Consider the following 15,401-nt stretch of genomic DNA (forward strand, 5'->3'; position numbering starts at 1 on the left):
GAGGTGGAAGTACCGGTCGTGACGGCCCAGCGCGCCGGACGTCGACCTCGGGGCAGGCCACGACCCGTTCGGCCGACGGAGCGAGGCCCTGGGGCCCGCTGGCGTCACAGCGACACGAGGAGCGGTTTCAGCCCCTCCCATACCGCACCACCCAGCTCGGCTCCGAGGTTCGACCCCAGGGTCAGCTCATGATCCCCGAACGTCGCGACGACGAGCTCCTCCGCGCTGATGCGTGCCAGCGATACCCGGCTCACCGGACCGCTGGGCGGCTCGATGCTCCACTCCGCCACCGTCTGCGTCGCCTGGTATCCCCGCCACGACGACCGGTCCGGCGAGAGCTCCATCCCCGCACCCAGCTTGTACACGGCCGTCTCGATCACGAACGTCGCGCAGACCTGCGCCTTGACATTCTTCTGGCCAGGCCACCGCGCCGCGATGCTCTCCAGCACCGCCAGCGATCCTCCGACCCGGTGGCTCGAGCTCACGATGAACTCCGGTGGCGGGCCGTCCGACAAGAGCTCCCAGCGCAGGTGGAGCAGCCCCTCCTCCGGCGCTTCCCCCACGGCCTGGCCGAGGAGGCCAGAGACGAGCAGCTGAGCTGGGTCCGTGGCGTCCGGGAGCGCGAAGAACTTAACGGTGTAGTCGAGCTCTTCCCCGCGGCTCTCCGCGCCGGCGTCGACTCGACTGCCGAGCGCTCGACCCAGCTCGCGCCACGCCCCGACCAGCGCGCTCCCGCGGATCCAAGCTTCGAAGGAGTCGAGAACCACACCGCTGCCAGCATCGCGAGGCCCCCCCCTCAGCGCCGGCCGCTCGTCGGGGTTGCCCTTCAAGGGTGAACCGTCCACCACGGAGCGGTGTTTTATCTCGCCTTTGTATTTTCCCGCAAGCGTTTACCACCAGGAGCACCGATTTCGGTCCTTCGACCCATCTTTGGTGGTAGTGCAGATCACTTCCTCCGAAAAGGTGGTCTTGTGTCAGCGTCAGGGACGCTGCCCGGGGCTTGCCGTGAGGCGATCGTCCGATGTCACTCGGCTGCCGGGAGCTGCGCGTCGAGCCAATCCACCCACGGCACCTCGCCGAGCACGATGTCCTCGATGGCCCAGCGGAGGTGCAGGGCGGCGGTGGCGAGCGCGGGCACGCCGCAGAATATCGCGCGCTCCGTGTCAGGCGCGATGAACGGCCGCACGCGCCGCTCGCCGCCGCCGGGCGCGGCGACCGCCTGCACGACCAGGAGATCGCCCGCGGCGATGGCGTCGGGGAGCAGCACGCGCGGGCGCCCCGACCCCACCAGCTCGTCCTCGATCTCCCGAAGCCGGAGCGACATGGCCCGCGCCCGGTCGCTCTGCTCGGGCTCGCCTGTCTCGAGCTTCAACGCCCACACCGCCCCGTACAAGGGATTCCGAATCACGGGGAACCCAGGCCGCCGCTCGACGGACCCCGCTGGCCGGCCGAACCGCGGCGCGTCCATGTCGAGCGGTACCTCGGCGCGCACCAGCCGTTTGACGTCGGCGACCTGGCGACACGCCTTCACCAGGGACTGGCCCGGGTTGCTGTCGTGGGCCTTCGCATGCGCATAGAGGGTATGCTTGGCCTCGATGCGGGCGAACACGGCCTCGACGGGCACCTCCTCGTTGGACTCGGGCGCGCGGGGCGCCCGGAAGCGCGTCGCATCGAACACGATGATGTCGTTGCCCGCGGCGTCGCCGTTCCTGTCCACGATGTATCCGCGACAGATGCCGACGCGCTCCGGGAGGAGCGCCCGGAGGACGTGGCAGAGCGCGACCTCGAAGCCGTCCCCCAGCTCGAAGTTGTGCCTTGCCTTGTTGCGCATGTTCGCGACCTCGCACTCGAGGCGCAGGTCGAACTCTTTGACAAAGCCGCTGTCACGCGTCGACCTGGCCGTCGAGCCGCCCGCGGCGGCTCCGCGATCGCGGAAGCCGGCCGCGGTGCCCCGCCGAGAGCTCTGCCCGGTGGCGGGCATCGGCAGAGCCACCTCGAGACCCCCTGGCGACCGCCGGCCCTCCAGGCCAGCCTCGGATGGCCAGGGACGCCCGACCTGCTTTCCGAGCCAATCCTTCGCCGCCGCTTCAGGGCGGAGAGGCGCGCGAAGCGCGTCTTTGCCAGGCCACCGCGGATCCAGCAGATCCGCGCCGGGAAGCAGCCGTCCGGTGACCGTCTCGTAGCGTTTCACGCGAATCGCTCACCTGCGAGAGTGAGCCTATCTAGGCATCGAATCACGGCAGGCGCAAGACGCAACGCTGGGCTTGCCCCTGCAGACGCTCTTTCTCCCTTTGCTTCCCCCTTTGCTCCCCTCTTTACCTTCCCTCTTCATCGATTTTTTTATCGCCTCGCGCACTTTTTTTTGGGAAATCTTCGCCTCACGAGGCAAGGCGTTCAGGCGTGAGCCATCGAGAGCCCACGACGCATGGCGACTTTTTTTGACCACGATATGGAAATTCGATCGGCTAATCGCAATGCACATCGACCATGAGTAAACAAAGGTAGCGCTTGCTCCCACCTGAAGGACGGTCGACGGCGTCGACGCCCGGACGACCGCGCATCGTGAGCCACCTCGACCCTGCGTGCCTCGCGGTGTGCGTCATCTGCGCGGGCGCGGGCGGCGACGTGGCGCTCGGCGACGCGATCGTCGCGCGGCGCGTCCACGGCGACGATCACGGAGAGCTCATCAGATGCAGCGCCACTTTTGCAGGAGGGGGCGAACCATCGGCAGAGCGCGCCGCCCCCCCGGGGTAGCTCGCCCAGCTCGGGCTTGACGCCCCCGAGACGTTTGCATTTCCTTCTCGCCGCGCCGGCATCCTGCCCCCCTGGCCCGCCCATGGCGACAGCTCCGACACAGCTCGTGCAGATCCGGGCCAATGAGCCTGCATCCCCCCAGAACAGGGGGAGCGTGCCGCGTTCCACGCGAACAAGTGAGAGAGAACCGATGGCCGATCGACAGACCCCCCACGGAGTCACCCCGGAGCGCCGCAACCCCGCGCGTTCCTCGCTCAAGCCGCCGAGCCCGACGCTCGGCCGCCCGACGCGCGCTTCCTTCCTCGCCGCGGTGATCGCGGTGATCACGGCAGCATGGAGCCGCCCCGCCCTGGCCGCCGATCCGGCGACCGACGGGCGCTGGGTCTCCTCATGGCACGCCAGCGCGACGCCGGGCGGCACGTTCAACTCGCAGGATTGCCCCTCGGACGTCGGCCTCTCCGGCCAGACGGTCCGGAACATCGTCCGCCTGAGCGCCGGCGGGAGCTCGGTGCGCGTGCGGATCTCCAACGCCGGCGGCAGCGAGCCGCTCAGGGTGGGCGCGGCGTCGATCGCCGCCTCCGCGGGCGGCGCTGCCACGGTCGCCGGATCGTCGAAGCCGCTGCGCTTCGCGGGCCAGGCCTCGATCGTCATCGCCGCCGGCGGCGAGGCGGTGAGCGACCCCGTGGCCATGAACGTGCAGGCCCTCCAGACGCTGGCGGTGAACATCCACCTGCCGGCCAAGACCGGGCCGGCCACGCAGCACTACTTCGCGGCGCAGGACAACTTCCTCGCCGCGGGCAATCAGACCGGCGCCGGCGCCGACAAGCAGTTCACACGGAAGATCTCGTGCTGGATGTTCCTGTCGGGCGTCGAGGTGAAGGCCCCGCCGAACGTCGTCGGCACCCTGATCGCGCTCGGCGACTCGATCACCGACGGATACCTCTCGACCAAGAACACCAACCAGCGCTACCCCGACTTCCTCGCGCAGCGCCTGGCCAGCCGGAAGGGTCAGACCCTTTCCGTGGTCAACGCCGGCATCATCGGGAACGAGCTGCTCACCGTCCGCCCGCAGCTCCAGTTCGGCTATCCGGTCCCCGCCCGCCTCGCGCGCGACGTGCTGACCCAGCCGGGCGCGCGCGCCGTCATCCTGCTCGCCGGCATCAACGACATCGGCGATCGCTCCGCCAAGGCCGCGGATCTGATCCCGGTCTACCAGCAGATCATCCAGGCGGCCCGCGCCGCCGGGCTGAAGATCTACGGCGGCACCCTGGTGCCGTTCGCCGGCTCGACCGGGACCTACAAGAGCGATTACGGGACCGCCAAGGGCGAGCAGGAGCGGCAGAAGCTGAACACCTGGATCCGGACGAGCGGCGCCTTCGACGGCGTGATCGACTTCGACAAGGCGGTGCGAGACCCGGCCGACCCGAGCCGCCTGCTCCCGGCCTACGACGCGGACAAGCTGCACCCGAACGACGCCGGCTACCAGGCGATGGCCAACGCCGTGAACCTGGACGCGATCATCGGCGACGTCGTCAAGGCGACCTCGCCGTAACACCGCGCCGCCCTCCCCCCCATCACCAGCAGCGGCTCCGCCGGGCGCGTCGACCTCGCCCCCGCCGCCGCCGTCTTCCGGCGCCTCGCCCTCGGTCGTCGCAACCCCTGCGGCGCGGGGCCCCGCGCGAAAAATCGCCGGCCGAGCCTAAAGGAACGCGGGGCGGGCGCGGAATAGGATCTTCGACGAGGCAAAGCGAAGGAAGGCCGGCGCCCGGACGGGCGCGCCGGCGGGCCGCCGCGCGGGACACACCATGGGCCCGCCGGCGATCCGACCTGCAGCGCCGCCCTGCGCTCCCGCTGGAGGACGCTCGGCGCGGGTCGCCTGCGCGTCCTCGTCGTCGCCACGCTCGATGGTCCTTATTTTTCGAGGAGAACGGAACATGAAAAAAGCATCTCTCTTGGCCACCGCCCTGCTGCTCGCTGCGTGCAGTCACGAGGAAGTGAAGCTGATGGAGTTCGGTCTCTCCATCAGCCTGTCTCCTGGAGAGCCCACGTACCAGCTATGTGAAGATGCAGGGAGCGACGAAGGCGGGCAAGGCACGATCTTCGAGATCGACGAGGAGCTACCCCACCTCTCCATCTACCAAGAAGCGGCCCCCGAGGATCAAGTCTACCGCGTTCGGGTGTCCGTCGTGACCGAGTACGACGGGATGATGGTCAAGTCGGAGGAGCTCCTCGAGCAGCGAACCTACGACAGGGCGTTCGGGGAAGGCCGCAAAGAGGACTCGATCTCGGTCGACTTCAAGGGGGAGCAGCATACCTTCACGATCCGCGGCCTCCCGGCGTCGGAACGATGCGACGACGGCACCTGAAGCGAGCGCCCGACGAGCCCCGGGGCGCGCTTCGCCTCAAGCTCTCTTCGCGGCCGTCACCGGATCCACGTACGGCGCGATGGCGAGCTGCTCCCATGTGTCGTGCAGCCCGTCGAGATACATCACCGGCACCCCGGTGAGGTCCACGCCGTCGAGGCAGTTCAGGTTGACCGAGCAGTACTCTCCGCCGAGCTCCGGCAGGTTTCCGTGCCCGAAGACGCGGATGCCGCAGGTCTTGCAGAACCGGGCGTGACCGGCCTCGGACCGCGAGCAGTCGCCGAGGACCTCCTCGCCGGCGACGAGACGGAAGGCGCTCGGCTTCACGATGACGCCCCACCACCTCGTCTTCGTGCAGATGGTGCAATTGCACTGCGTCGTCCCGGCGCTCGGGTCGAAGTCGGCCTCGAAGCGAACCGCACGGCAGGCGCAGCTCCCCCGGTAGGTGCCCATGCGGGGGGTCGTCGTGGTGTGCTCGGAAGCGGCGTTGCTCATGGCGATGGCTCCAGGGGGTTTGGGGGGCGGGACGCCTCCGAGCGCCTCGCCCGCGGGATGAGAGGAAGCTACACTCAATTGCGGACAGATTCGGTCCGCAATGTCGCGCGAGGTTGCGCGACGTTGTGCGCGACGTTGAACGATGAGGTGCGGCACGTGATCCAGACCTCCGCGCGGCTGCTGAAGCTGCTGTCGCTCCTGCAGTCCCGGCGCTTCTGGACGGGCGGGGAGCTCGCCGGCGCGCTCGAGATCACCGAGCGCAGCCTCCGGCGCGACGTGGATCGGCTCCGGAGCCTCGGGTACCCGGTGCACGCGGCCCCGGGCATCGGCGGCGGCTACCAGCTCGGCGCCGGCAAGGAGCTGCCGCCGCTGCCGCTGGAGGACGACGAGGCCGTCGCCGTGGCCGTGGGGCTGCGCGCGGCGGCGACCGGCCCGGTGAGGGGGCTGGAGGAGGCGGCGGTCCGGGCGCTCGCGAAGCTCGAGCAGGTGCTCCCGAAGCGGCTCCGGCGCAAGGTGAGCGCGCTCTCGGCCGTGAGCGTGCGGCTCGGCGACGGGGGGCCCACGTTCGACGCGGACGCGCTCGCCGCGCTGGCGAACGCGTGCCGCGACGCCGAGGTCCTGCGCTTCGACTACATGAGCTACAGCGGCGCGGCGAGCGCGCGCGCCGTCGAGCCCTACCGGCTCGTGCACACGAGCCACCGCTGGTACCTCCTCGCGTACGACCTCGATCGCGCGGAGTGGCGGACATTCCGCGTCGATCGCGTCCAGGGCAGGCCGAGGGCCGGGGGGCGGTTCAAGCCGCGCCCGCTGCCCGCCGAGGACGTGGCCGCCTACGTGTCGCAGTCGGTCTCGACCGACGTGTACCGCTTCCGCGCGCGCGTGACGGTGCACGCCCCCGCGGACGTGGCCTCGGCGCAGCTCTCCGGCGTCGCGGGGCGCGTCGAGCCGCTCGGGCCGGACCGCTGCGTGGTCCACACCGGCGGCGCGACCCTCGACGCGCTCGCGTTCCACCTCGCGTTCATGGGGTTCGAGTTCGAGGTGCACGAGCCGGAGGAGCTCGTCGACCTCCTCCGCCGCCTGTCCGAGCGCGTCGGCCGGGCCGCGGCGCGAGGCGGAGGGGCGCGCGGTCCGGAGGACCCGGGCGCGCGGTGAGGCGGCCGCGCCGGGCCCTCCGCGGCGCGACGCGCGCGACGGGGGGCCTCTGCGGTCGGCGCCCGTGAGCAGGTCGAGGCGTCAGGTCCAGTTGCAGAACTCGAGCGACTCGAAGTCCGAGGTTGCCTGGACTTCGACCTCGGAGCAGTCGACCGGCTCGTAAGCGTCGAACGTCTCGCCTTCCGGCGCCGCGACGCACTTGCCGCAGCCGAACCCGTCCGGGAAGCCGCCGGACCAGCGGGTGCCCAGCCCGGCGGGATCGCGCCAGATGATCGCGTGTCGCGGGCTCGCGCCGAGGACAGCGGCCTCGATGACCTCCTCGTCGAGCACGCCCTCGGCCACGTCGGTGCCCGGCTCCAGGAGGAAGACGACGCCGACGCCGACACCGTGGCTGTTGATCGCCTCGCTCGGCGGCGCCGACCCGAAGCCGACGGTGAACGTCACGCCGGAGACGCTCCCCTCGCCGAAGCTGAAGGCATAGTCGGGGCTACCCGAGCTCACCACCCAGGCGACGATCACCTGGGTGTCCTGCGGGACGGCGTCTCCGGAGATCGGTCCGGTAACCGTAAATCCCGCTGTCCCGCCGCCGCCGCCGCCGTCTCCCGTGCTGCCGCCGCCCCCCTCTCCCGCGCTGGTGCTGCCGCCCGGACCGTCCGACGTGTCATCGGAGCACGCGGGCAACGCCAACATCATCCCGACCAAGCCAGCGAACAACCATCGTGTTCTCTTCATGCCCGCCACTAAAGCACGCCGCGCTCGATCGCCAAATCGAACTTCACGATCTTCACGACGCGAATTCTTGCTCATCCCGCATCATAACAATCCTGTTCGCACACGAGACGTGAAGCCCTGTTCACTCCGCGACGCCAGCCCCGCTCGGCCCGAGGGCGCCGCTCGCGATGCGAGGTCGTATCCACCTCATGAAGCGAACCCCTGTTCGCTCCGAGTCGAGGAGGCCTGTTCAGGCCCGCGATGTGAATCTCTGTTCGCCCGCGCAGCGCGTTCCTGCTCAGTCCGAGAGCGCCGCCGCCACCGTCGCGTCGAGCCCGGCCTCCCGGCCCTCCGCGAAGCGCGCGTCGTGGACGGCGGCCCCGAGCGCCGCCCGCGCGGCCTCGACGCACGCGGCGAGCGCCGGCCGCTCGATGGGCGGCACCGGCGTGCCGATGGCCTCGCGGAGCGCCGCCGCGCCGCCGAGCAGGCGGGCGCCGCGATCCGGCTTGCCCGCCCGCACCGCCGCGCGCGCGAGCGCCTCCAGGACGCTCGCCGACCGCCAGAGGTCGCCGAGCTCCCGGTGCAGCCGGAGGCTCGCCCGCAGCCGCCGCCCCGCGAGGGCGAGATCGCCGCGCTCGATCGCGACGAGGCCCAGGATGTTGCTCGTCCAGGCGATCCCCTCCTTGAACTTCACCGCCCGCGACAGGCCCTCGCTCTCCTCGCAGAGGCGGGACGCCTCGTCGAGATCCCCGCGGTAGAACGCCGCGCAGCCGAGGTAGAGCAGCGCCGTCGCGGTCCCCTCGCGATCGCCCCCGCGCCGGAGCTCGGGCAGCGCCAGGCGGCACGCGCCCTCCGCGCGCGCGGTGTCGCCCGAGAGCCACGCCGCGAACCCCGAGTAGCCGAGCGCGCGCGCCGCCTCGAGCGTGTCGCCGCGGCGCGTGGCCAGCGCGAGGCTCTCGCCGTGCAGCGAGAGCGCGCGCTCGTAGTCGCCCTGCTCGCGGGCGACGCTCCCGAGGATCTGGACCACCGAGGCGAGCCCGCGCTCGTCCCCGAGCTCGCGGTAGAGCGCCGCGCCCCGCTCGAGCAGCGCGCGCGCCTCGCGGTAGTCGCACTGGAGGAGCGCGAGCGTCCCCGCGCCCCGGAGCGCCGCGGCGACGTGCTCGGGCGCGACGCCCGCCGCGCCCTCGAGCGCCCGGGCGAGCCACGCGCGGCCCTCCTGGTAGTGCCCGTGGATGTACCAGAACCGCGAGAGCGCGGCCGCGAGGCGGACCGGCGCGCCCGCGTCGCCCGCGCCGCCCGGCTGGAGCGCGAGCTCCAGGGCGAGGCGGAGGTTGTCGTGCTCGAGCTCGAGGGCCGCGAGCCACGCGGCCTGCTCGGGCCCGCGGAGCGCCTCGGCCGCGCGTTCGGCGAGCTCCAGCGAGAGCTCGACGAAGCGCCGGTTGCACGCCGCGGCGGCGCCCTCCTCCGCGAGCCGATCGAGGCCGTACTCGCGGAGGATCGCGAGCATCTGGAACCGGGGCTCCTCGCCCGCGACCGGGAGCAGGAGGCTCTTGTCGACGAGCGACTCGAGGATCGCGAGCGTGTCGAGCGCCGGGTCGCGGAAGGCGCACATCTGGTCCGCCATGGCCAGCGAGAAGCCGCCCGCGAACACGGCGAGCGTGCGGAAGGCGAGCTGCTCCTCCGGCAAGAGGAGGCCGTAGCTCCAGTCGATGGCGGCGCGCATGGTCTGCTGGCGCTCGGGCAGGTCGCGCGCGCCGCCCGTGAGCAGGCGGAACGAGCCCGCGGCGGGCGAGGCGCGGCCGGCCGCGCCGCGGTCGCGGAGGCGCGCGAGCAGCGCCGCGGGGGTGAGGACCTTGAGGCGCGACGCGGCGAGCTCGATCGCGAGCGGCAGGCCGTCGAGGCGCGCGCAGATCTCCACGACGTCGGCGACGTTGTCGGGGCCGAGCTGGAAGCCGGGCTTGATCGCGGCGGCCCGGCGGCAGAACAGGCTCACCGCGGAGCTGGCCAGCGCCGCGTCGGTGGTGATCTCGCGCGGCTCGGGCACCTCCAGCGGCGGCACGACGTAGCGCCGCTCGCCCGAGAGGTTCATCGCGGCGCGGCTCGTCACGAGGAGCGACAGGCGCGGGCAGCTCGCGGCGAGGTGCGCGATCGCCGGCGCCGCGGCGGTCAGGTGCTCGAGGTTGTCGAGCACGAGCAGGTGCCGCCGGTCGCGGAGGAAGTGCGCCACGCGCTCCAGATCCGGCCGCGCGCCGCCCTCGCCGAGGCTGAGCGCCTGCGCGATCGCCGAGGGGACGAGCGCCGGCTCGCGCAGCGACGCGAGGGGGACGAAGCAGACGCCGCCGGAGAAGGCGGGGACGAGGTCCTCGGCGACCTGGAGGGCGAGCCGGGTCTTGCCGGTGCCGCCGACGCCGGTGAGGGTGAGCAGGCCGGCGTTCGGCTCGAGCAGGAGCGAGGCGATCTCGGCGCGCTCGCGGGCGCGGCCCACGAACGGCGTGCGCTGGACCGGCAGGTTGTGGCGCGGCCGCGCGGCCTCCGGCGAGGCGCCGAGCGGCGGGGAGGCGCCCAGCGCCGGCGAGGCGCCGAGCGGCGGCGAGGGCGGGCCGGGATCCCGGGGGTTGCTGGCGGCCTCGCGGCGCGTGCCGCCGGCGAGCGGCTCCGGGGGCGCCTCGACCGTCCCCGCGAGCTCCATCGTGTCGGTGCTGAGCATGTCGGTGGCCGCGGGGCCTCCCGGCGACCACGGCTCCCCCGCGCCGGGCGGCGCGGCGGGCGCGCCGGCCTCCGCGAGCGCGGCGCCCAGGGCGAGGCTCTGCTCGCGGACCGAAGGGAAGCGCGCGGCCGGGTCGCGGTCGCACGACCGCAAGAACCACGCGTCGAACGCGGGCGGGAGCCACCGCCAGCGCGACGACGGCGGGTAGAGCCGCATGACGAGCAGCGCCACCATCAGCTCGGCCATGCTGTTCGCGGTCCAGTAGATGTCGCCGGTCAGGAGGCGCACGGCGATGAGCCCGATCGCCCACACGTCGGCCGCGGGGCCGAGCTGGTCCGAGCGCCCGCGCGCCTGCTCGGGCGCCATGTAGATGGGCGTGCCGATGGCCGTGCCCGTCGCCGTGAGCCCGCCCGACGCGCCGAGCGCGCCGGGGTCGACCTCCTTGACCAGCCCGAGGTCGAGGATCTTCACGCGCTCCCGCCCGTCGTCGCCGACCGCGAGGAAGAGGTTCGCGGGCTTGAGGTCGCGGTGGAAGAGGCCCTGCGCGTGGGCGACCTCGAGGGCGTCGGCGACCTCGCCGAGCCAGCGCTGCACCTCGGCGGGCGAGCGCCTGCCGCGGGTGGTGACGAGGTGCTCGAGGTCGTGGCCCCGGAGCAGCTCCATCACCAGGAAGGGCGCGCCGTCGAGCTCGGGGGCGACGCCGGCGTCGAGCATGCGCACGAACCCGGGCGCGTCGAGGAGCCGCATCGCCCGGATCTCGCGCTGGAAGCGGGAGGCCGCCGCCTCGCCGGCCGAGGGCGTCCGGAGCAGGACCTTCACCGCGACCCGGCCGCCTCCGTCGAGGTCGTCGGCCATGTAGACCGCGCCCGCGCCGCCCCGGCCGATCTCGCTCAGGAGACGGTAGCGGCCACCGAGGACGGTCAGGCGGTCTGGGGAGCGCATGGGGCGGCCGCGGTGGGGACGATTTCGCGAGGGCCGCGGCCTCGGCAGCCTACCACACGGCGCACGCGCCCCGCCGTCGGGCGCCGCCGCCGATCGACGGTGCGGTGTCGGCGGGCGCGGCGATCATGAGCGCGACGTCGAGCGATCGACGGGACCTCGAGCTCGGTCGCCCCCCGCTGCGCGAAGCAGGGCCGCTGCGTGGACGCGGGCGCGCCCACGATCGCGGCGGGCGCGCTCGGCGCGCGCGCGGCCGCCACGAGCGCGGCGGGCACGCTCGGCTCGCGCGCGCCCGCGCTGCGGAAGGTTCCCGCGCGCCGCGCGAAGCGGGTATGCTCGAGACAGCGCGAGGGGACGGCGCCGAGCCCCCGGAAGCGCCCGCGCTCCATCCAGCGCGGCGCGCATGCCGGGAGCCGGCGCCCCGCGCCCCGGAGCGCCGCCCCCGCCGCTCGCAGGAGAGAGCGCCATGACCAGCACCGTTGACGACAGCGACGTGTTCCTCATCCCGATGCCCGGCAAGCGCGTGGCGCGCGTCCCCGTCGCGGTCCTGGAGCGCTATGTCGATGAGGGGACGCGCGCCGTGCACGACCCCGCCGAGCCGGAGAGCGACGTGACCGCCCACGGGATGTCCGTCGATCCCGCGACGGGCGCGAGCGTCTGGCACACCGAATGGGAGCTCGGCCCCTGCGACTACACGGACGAGAGCGGATTCCCGCAGAGCGCCTACGCCTGGCACCGCCACCCGCTCGGCACCGAGTACACCGAGATCTACCAGAAGTGATCGCGCCCCGACCGGCCGCGCCCCGCTCCTCCCCGCGCGCGCTCCGCTCCTCTCCGCGGGCGCCCCGCTCCTCCACGCGCCGCCCGCGCCGCCCACGCCGAGCGGGAGCGCCGCTCCTCGCGGCCGGCGCCTTCGCGCTCGCCCTCTCCGCCGCCTGCATCGAGCGCGGCTACCCGCTCGCCGGGAGCGGGCAGGTCGAGCTCCGCGCCGACGTCGCCGGGCCGCTGTTCGCGGCCGACACGCTCGACGCGGCCGGCAGGCCGGTGCCGCCCCGCCAGAGCCCGTGGCGCACCGAGGTCTCGCTCAAGCTCACCGAGGCGAACGAGCCGGCGTACGGCGCCTACGTCGAGGTCCGCGTGGCCCCGAGCGAGGCGCTCGCGCTGCGCCCGGCCGAAGGCGCGGAGGACGACGGGGACTCGTGCGGCGTGAAGGACGGCGCGTTCCGCTGCACCGCCGGCACGCAGGGCTACGCCCGCTTCACCGCCGCCTCCGAGGGCGACTGGTCCGGCGAGGCGCGCCTCGTCGTCGCCTGGGCCGACCGCACCGAGGAGCTCCCGATCACGGTGCTCCCCGCGGGCTTGCCGGAGGACGCCACGAACTTCGCGCTCATCGCCGGGGGCCTCGGGGACAGCGACCGGGTGCTCGCGACGTACGTGCCCCTCACGTGCACGATCGGGCCCCTGCCGGACGACCTCGGCGCCACCTGGCGGCCAGGCGCGATCCGGTCGCGCGAGGCGCGCGTCCGCGCGTCGCCCCCCCAGAACGCGCCGGGCGTGGTGGAGCACGCCCCCGTGATCATCGAGTCGCTGCACAGCGAGGCCGCCCTCTCGCTCGACCCCGAGTGCCGCGAGCGGACCACGCGCCTGCGCGTGCTGCTGGGCGCGACCGGGGAGAGCCCGCCGTTCACCCTGTGCTTCAGCGACCTCGGCGGCGAGGTGACGCTCGCCGTGAGCTCGGGGCAGAAGGCGATCGAGCCGAACCCCGCCCTCACCGTCGACCCCGAGCCGCGCCTGCTCCGCGTGCGCGCCCTCCGGAGCGCCGTGACCGCGGGGACCCCGGGCGATCTCTTCGAGGTGAGCGCCTACAACGCCGAGCGCGTGCGCATCGCCGTCCCCGTCGACCTCACCGTCGGCGACGACCAGGTGATCGCGCTCGGCGAGGCGTCCGTGACCCTGCGCGGCGAGGACAGCGAGGCGACGATCATCCAGGGCGTCGCCGTGGCGCCGGGGACGACGGCGCTCCGGGTGACGCCCCGCCTGCTCGCGAGCCCGGAGTGCTCGTCCGAGCCGATCACCGTGGTCGCGCCGGAGCCCGAGCCCGAGGCGGGAGACGAGGAGGGCTCGCCGTGAGCGCGCGCAGGCCCGCGACGCTCCTGTCGGCCGTCGCGCTCGCGCTGGCGCTGGCGGCGCCCGCCGCCGCGCCGGCGCAGGACGAGCCCGAGGCGGACGCCGGCGAGGCCGAGGACGGCGCGCCCGCGGGGGGGCCGGCCTCGGCGCGGAGCGCTCCCTCCGCGCCGCCGATGGCCGTCCCCGCCGACTTCGGCGGCAGCCTCCAGGTCGTCCGCGCCCCGGCGGGCGCGGTCGGCGCCGCGACCGCGTCGGCGGGCGGGCCGGAGATCTTCCCGGACGCGCGCCGCGTGTGGATGACCGTCCGCGACACCGATCCGGTCCCGATCGAGGCCGCGCGCCGCGGCGGCCGCTGGCTGTGCAGCGGCGGCGGCTGCGCGGCGCAGACCGGCGACCCCGGGCAGAGCCCCGTCGGCGACCAGATCCTGCGCTCGATCAAGCTCCAGACCCCGACGCTGCCGCTCCCGCTCACGGTCTGGGGGCGGCTCAGCGAGGACGGCCAGCGCCTGCTCGACTTCGATCCGGTGCTCCTCGGCCGCCGCTCGTACCGGCACGTCTGCGCCTACCGGCCGGTCGCCGAGCCCGCGAGGTCCCCCTCGGGCGCGCCGGCCGCGCCGTCGCCCGAGCGCGTCGACGCGTGCCGCGACGGCCGGCCCGAGCCGCCGCCCGCCGACGCGGGCGAGCTCACGCTGGGCATGCAGTGGCCCAAGCAGTCGGAGATGGCCGACTTCCACTACCTCGCCATCGTCGACAGCTGCGGCAACGCCCGGGTGCAGCCGTTCCAGCGCACGTTCACGGTGCCGGCCCTCGAGGTCGCCTCCGGCGCCTGCGGGCGCCCCGACGGCAAGGTGCTCCGCGTGTTCCCGGGCGGCGGCTGGCTCCGTGTCACCGCCTTCAACCTGCACGCGCCCGCGGCGGGCAATGTGGTCAATGCGACCTACCGGGTCACGATCCCGCCGCTCGAGAACCTCGTCGAGTCGAACCCCGCGCGGCTGCTCTTCCCCGATCCGCTCGCCGACGACCTGAAGGTCGACTGCGGCCCCACGCCGATCGCGCCCCGCGCCGAACCCGGGAGCGCCCCGCCGCCGGGGAGCCCCCGCCCACCCGGACCCCGGCCGCCCGCCGCCGCCCCGCCGGCGGGCCCGGCGGCGCCGCAAGCCGCGGCGCAGGCCCCCTCCCCCGCGCCGCCGCGCGCCGCCCTGCCGCGGCGGGCGCCCGCCGTGGATCCATCGCGCCCCGGGCCGCAGCCGCTCGCGCACGGCGCGGTCGTCATCTCGCCGGCGCCGCTCCGGCTGGGCAACTGCCGGATCCGGCTGACGGGCCAGACCAAGCACCGGCTCGTGGCGCCGCTCGCGCTGCACGTCTCGCTGACCCGCACCGACCAGATGCGGGGCGGCGCGCCGATCGAGCTCCTCCAGGACGGCACGTGGATCGTCACGCCGAGCAGCGCGGAGTTCCCGCTCCCGCCGCTCGCCGACGATTTCGACGGGGACGCGCGGCTCCGGCTGGCCGTCTACAGCGACCCGTTGAGCCCGCAGGGCAAGGTGGTGCTCCTCTCCGACGCCGGCCGCGTCGCGAGCTCGCTCCGCTCGAACGAGCCCGGCGATCCCGAGCGCGCCCGGCGGCTCGTGGGCTCGGTGGCGATCCACTCGGTCCCGCTGTGCGGCGAGGACAACTTCGAGACGCTCGAGGCGGCGGGGAGCTGCTTCCGCGCCTACCTGACCGTCCCGGCGATGCTCGCGACCCTCCAGGTCACCCGCGCGCCGTGGGTCGAGAAGCCCCTCGTCACGCGGAGCGTGCTCAGCGCGGTCGGCGTGGCGCTCGCGATCGACCGCTACGATCCGGTGGAGCGCCGGGCCTTCCCGGTCGCGGCGCAGGTCGGCGGCTTCGTGCAGACGCTCGGCGAGGGGCGGGTGGGGCTGCTCGGCTACGTGGGCGTCGCGCCGACGGTCCCGATCCTCGGCTCGGGCGGCAACACCACGTCGTTCGGCTTCCTGGCGGGGCTCGGGCTGGAGTACATCACGAACGAGGCCGGGCCCGACGAAGGGCTCAAGCCGGCCGCGTTCCTCTCCGCGGTCGTGCAGGTGGGCCAGGCCGCCCCGCAGGTCTCCACCAGCGGCCGCGCGAGCTTCGGCACGTACGCCGGCGAGTGA

11 protein-coding genes are annotated in these 15,401 nt (G+C 73.8%); 6 read left to right on the plus strand and 5 right to left on the minus strand.

Translation table 11 applies throughout. The annotated features are described in order from the left end of the window. Positions 1-104 precede the first annotated feature (104 nt). Positions 105-767 carry a hypothetical protein gene (locus WME83_RS32195; protein WP_437313535.1) on the minus strand — a complete coding sequence of 221 codons (663 nt, stop codon included), beginning with the start codon at positions 765-767 and terminating at the stop codon, positions 105-107. Positions 768-1,024: 257 nt separating this feature from the next. After that, entirely contained in the window at positions 1,025-1,831 is an 807-nt protein-coding gene (locus WME83_RS32200; RefSeq protein ID WP_437313536.1) for a DUF6602 domain-containing protein, read from the minus strand. Between the two features lie 1,113 nt (positions 1,832-2,944). On the opposite strand from WME83_RS32200, the gene WME83_RS32205 reads away from it, so the two are divergent. Together WME83_RS32205 and WME83_RS32210 are read left to right on the plus strand one after the other, a co-directional pair. Next, on the plus strand, positions 2,945-4,306 hold the full coding sequence (locus WME83_RS32205) for an SGNH/GDSL hydrolase family protein (protein WP_437313537.1): 1,362 nt from the start codon (positions 2,945-2,947) through the stop codon (positions 4,304-4,306). A gap of 382 nt (positions 4,307-4,688) precedes the next feature. Beyond that, positions 4,689-5,120: a hypothetical protein gene (locus WME83_RS32210; RefSeq protein WP_437313538.1), complete on the plus strand. Its 432-nt coding sequence runs from the start codon at positions 4,689-4,691 to the stop codon at positions 5,118-5,120. A gap of 36 nt (positions 5,121-5,156) precedes the next feature. On the opposite strand, the gene WME83_RS32215 is transcribed toward WME83_RS32210, so the two are convergent. After that, positions 5,157-5,612 carry a GFA family protein gene (locus WME83_RS32215; RefSeq protein ID WP_437313539.1) on the minus strand — a complete coding sequence of 152 codons (456 nt, stop codon included), beginning with the start codon at positions 5,610-5,612 and terminating at the stop codon, positions 5,157-5,159. Positions 5,613-5,768: 156 nt separating this feature from the next. Here WME83_RS32215 and WME83_RS32220 point away from each other — a divergent pair, with 156 nt between their 5' ends. After that, positions 5,769-6,764, plus strand: a complete 996-nt coding sequence (locus WME83_RS32220) for a helix-turn-helix transcriptional regulator (RefSeq protein WP_437313540.1) — start codon at positions 5,769-5,771, stop codon at positions 6,762-6,764. Positions 6,765-6,845: 81 nt separating this feature from the next. On the opposite strand, the gene WME83_RS32225 is transcribed toward WME83_RS32220, so the two are convergent. Together WME83_RS32225 and WME83_RS32230 are read right to left on the minus strand one after the other, a co-directional pair. Next, positions 6,846-7,571, minus strand: a complete 726-nt coding sequence (locus WME83_RS32225) for a hypothetical protein (protein WP_437313541.1) — start codon at positions 7,569-7,571, stop codon at positions 6,846-6,848. A 202-nt stretch (positions 7,572-7,773) separates the two neighbouring features. After that, positions 7,774-11,124 carry a protein kinase domain-containing protein gene (locus tag WME83_RS32230; RefSeq protein WP_437313542.1) on the minus strand — a complete coding sequence of 1,117 codons (3,351 nt, stop codon included), beginning with the start codon at positions 11,122-11,124 and terminating at the stop codon, positions 7,774-7,776. Between the two features lie 463 nt (positions 11,125-11,587). On the opposite strand from WME83_RS32230, the gene WME83_RS32235 reads away from it, so the two are divergent. Genes WME83_RS32235 through WME83_RS32245 form a run of 3 tightly spaced genes read left to right on the plus strand, consistent with a single transcriptional unit; the run spans position 11,588 to position 15,401 of the window. Beyond that, positions 11,588-11,902, plus strand: coding sequence for a hypothetical protein (locus tag WME83_RS32235; protein WP_437313543.1), 315 nt, complete (start codon positions 11,588-11,590; stop codon positions 11,900-11,902). Next, a complete protein-coding gene (locus WME83_RS32240; protein ID WP_437313544.1) occupies positions 11,899-13,251 on the plus strand; it encodes a hypothetical protein in 1,353 nt (450 codons plus the stop codon). Before WME83_RS32235 ends, WME83_RS32240 begins: the two co-directional genes overlap by 4 nt. Beyond that, the gene (locus tag WME83_RS32245) at positions 13,248-15,401 is read left to right on the plus strand and encodes a hypothetical protein (RefSeq protein ID WP_437313545.1); all 2,154 of its coding nucleotides are present in this window, start codon (positions 13,248-13,250) and stop codon (positions 15,399-15,401) included. Before WME83_RS32240 ends, WME83_RS32245 begins: the two co-directional genes overlap by 4 nt.

Source organism: Sorangium sp. So ce385, assembly GCF_051474135.1.
Taxonomy (GTDB): domain Bacteria; phylum Myxococcota_A; class Polyangia; order Polyangiales; family Polyangiaceae; genus Sorangium; species Sorangium cellulosum_D.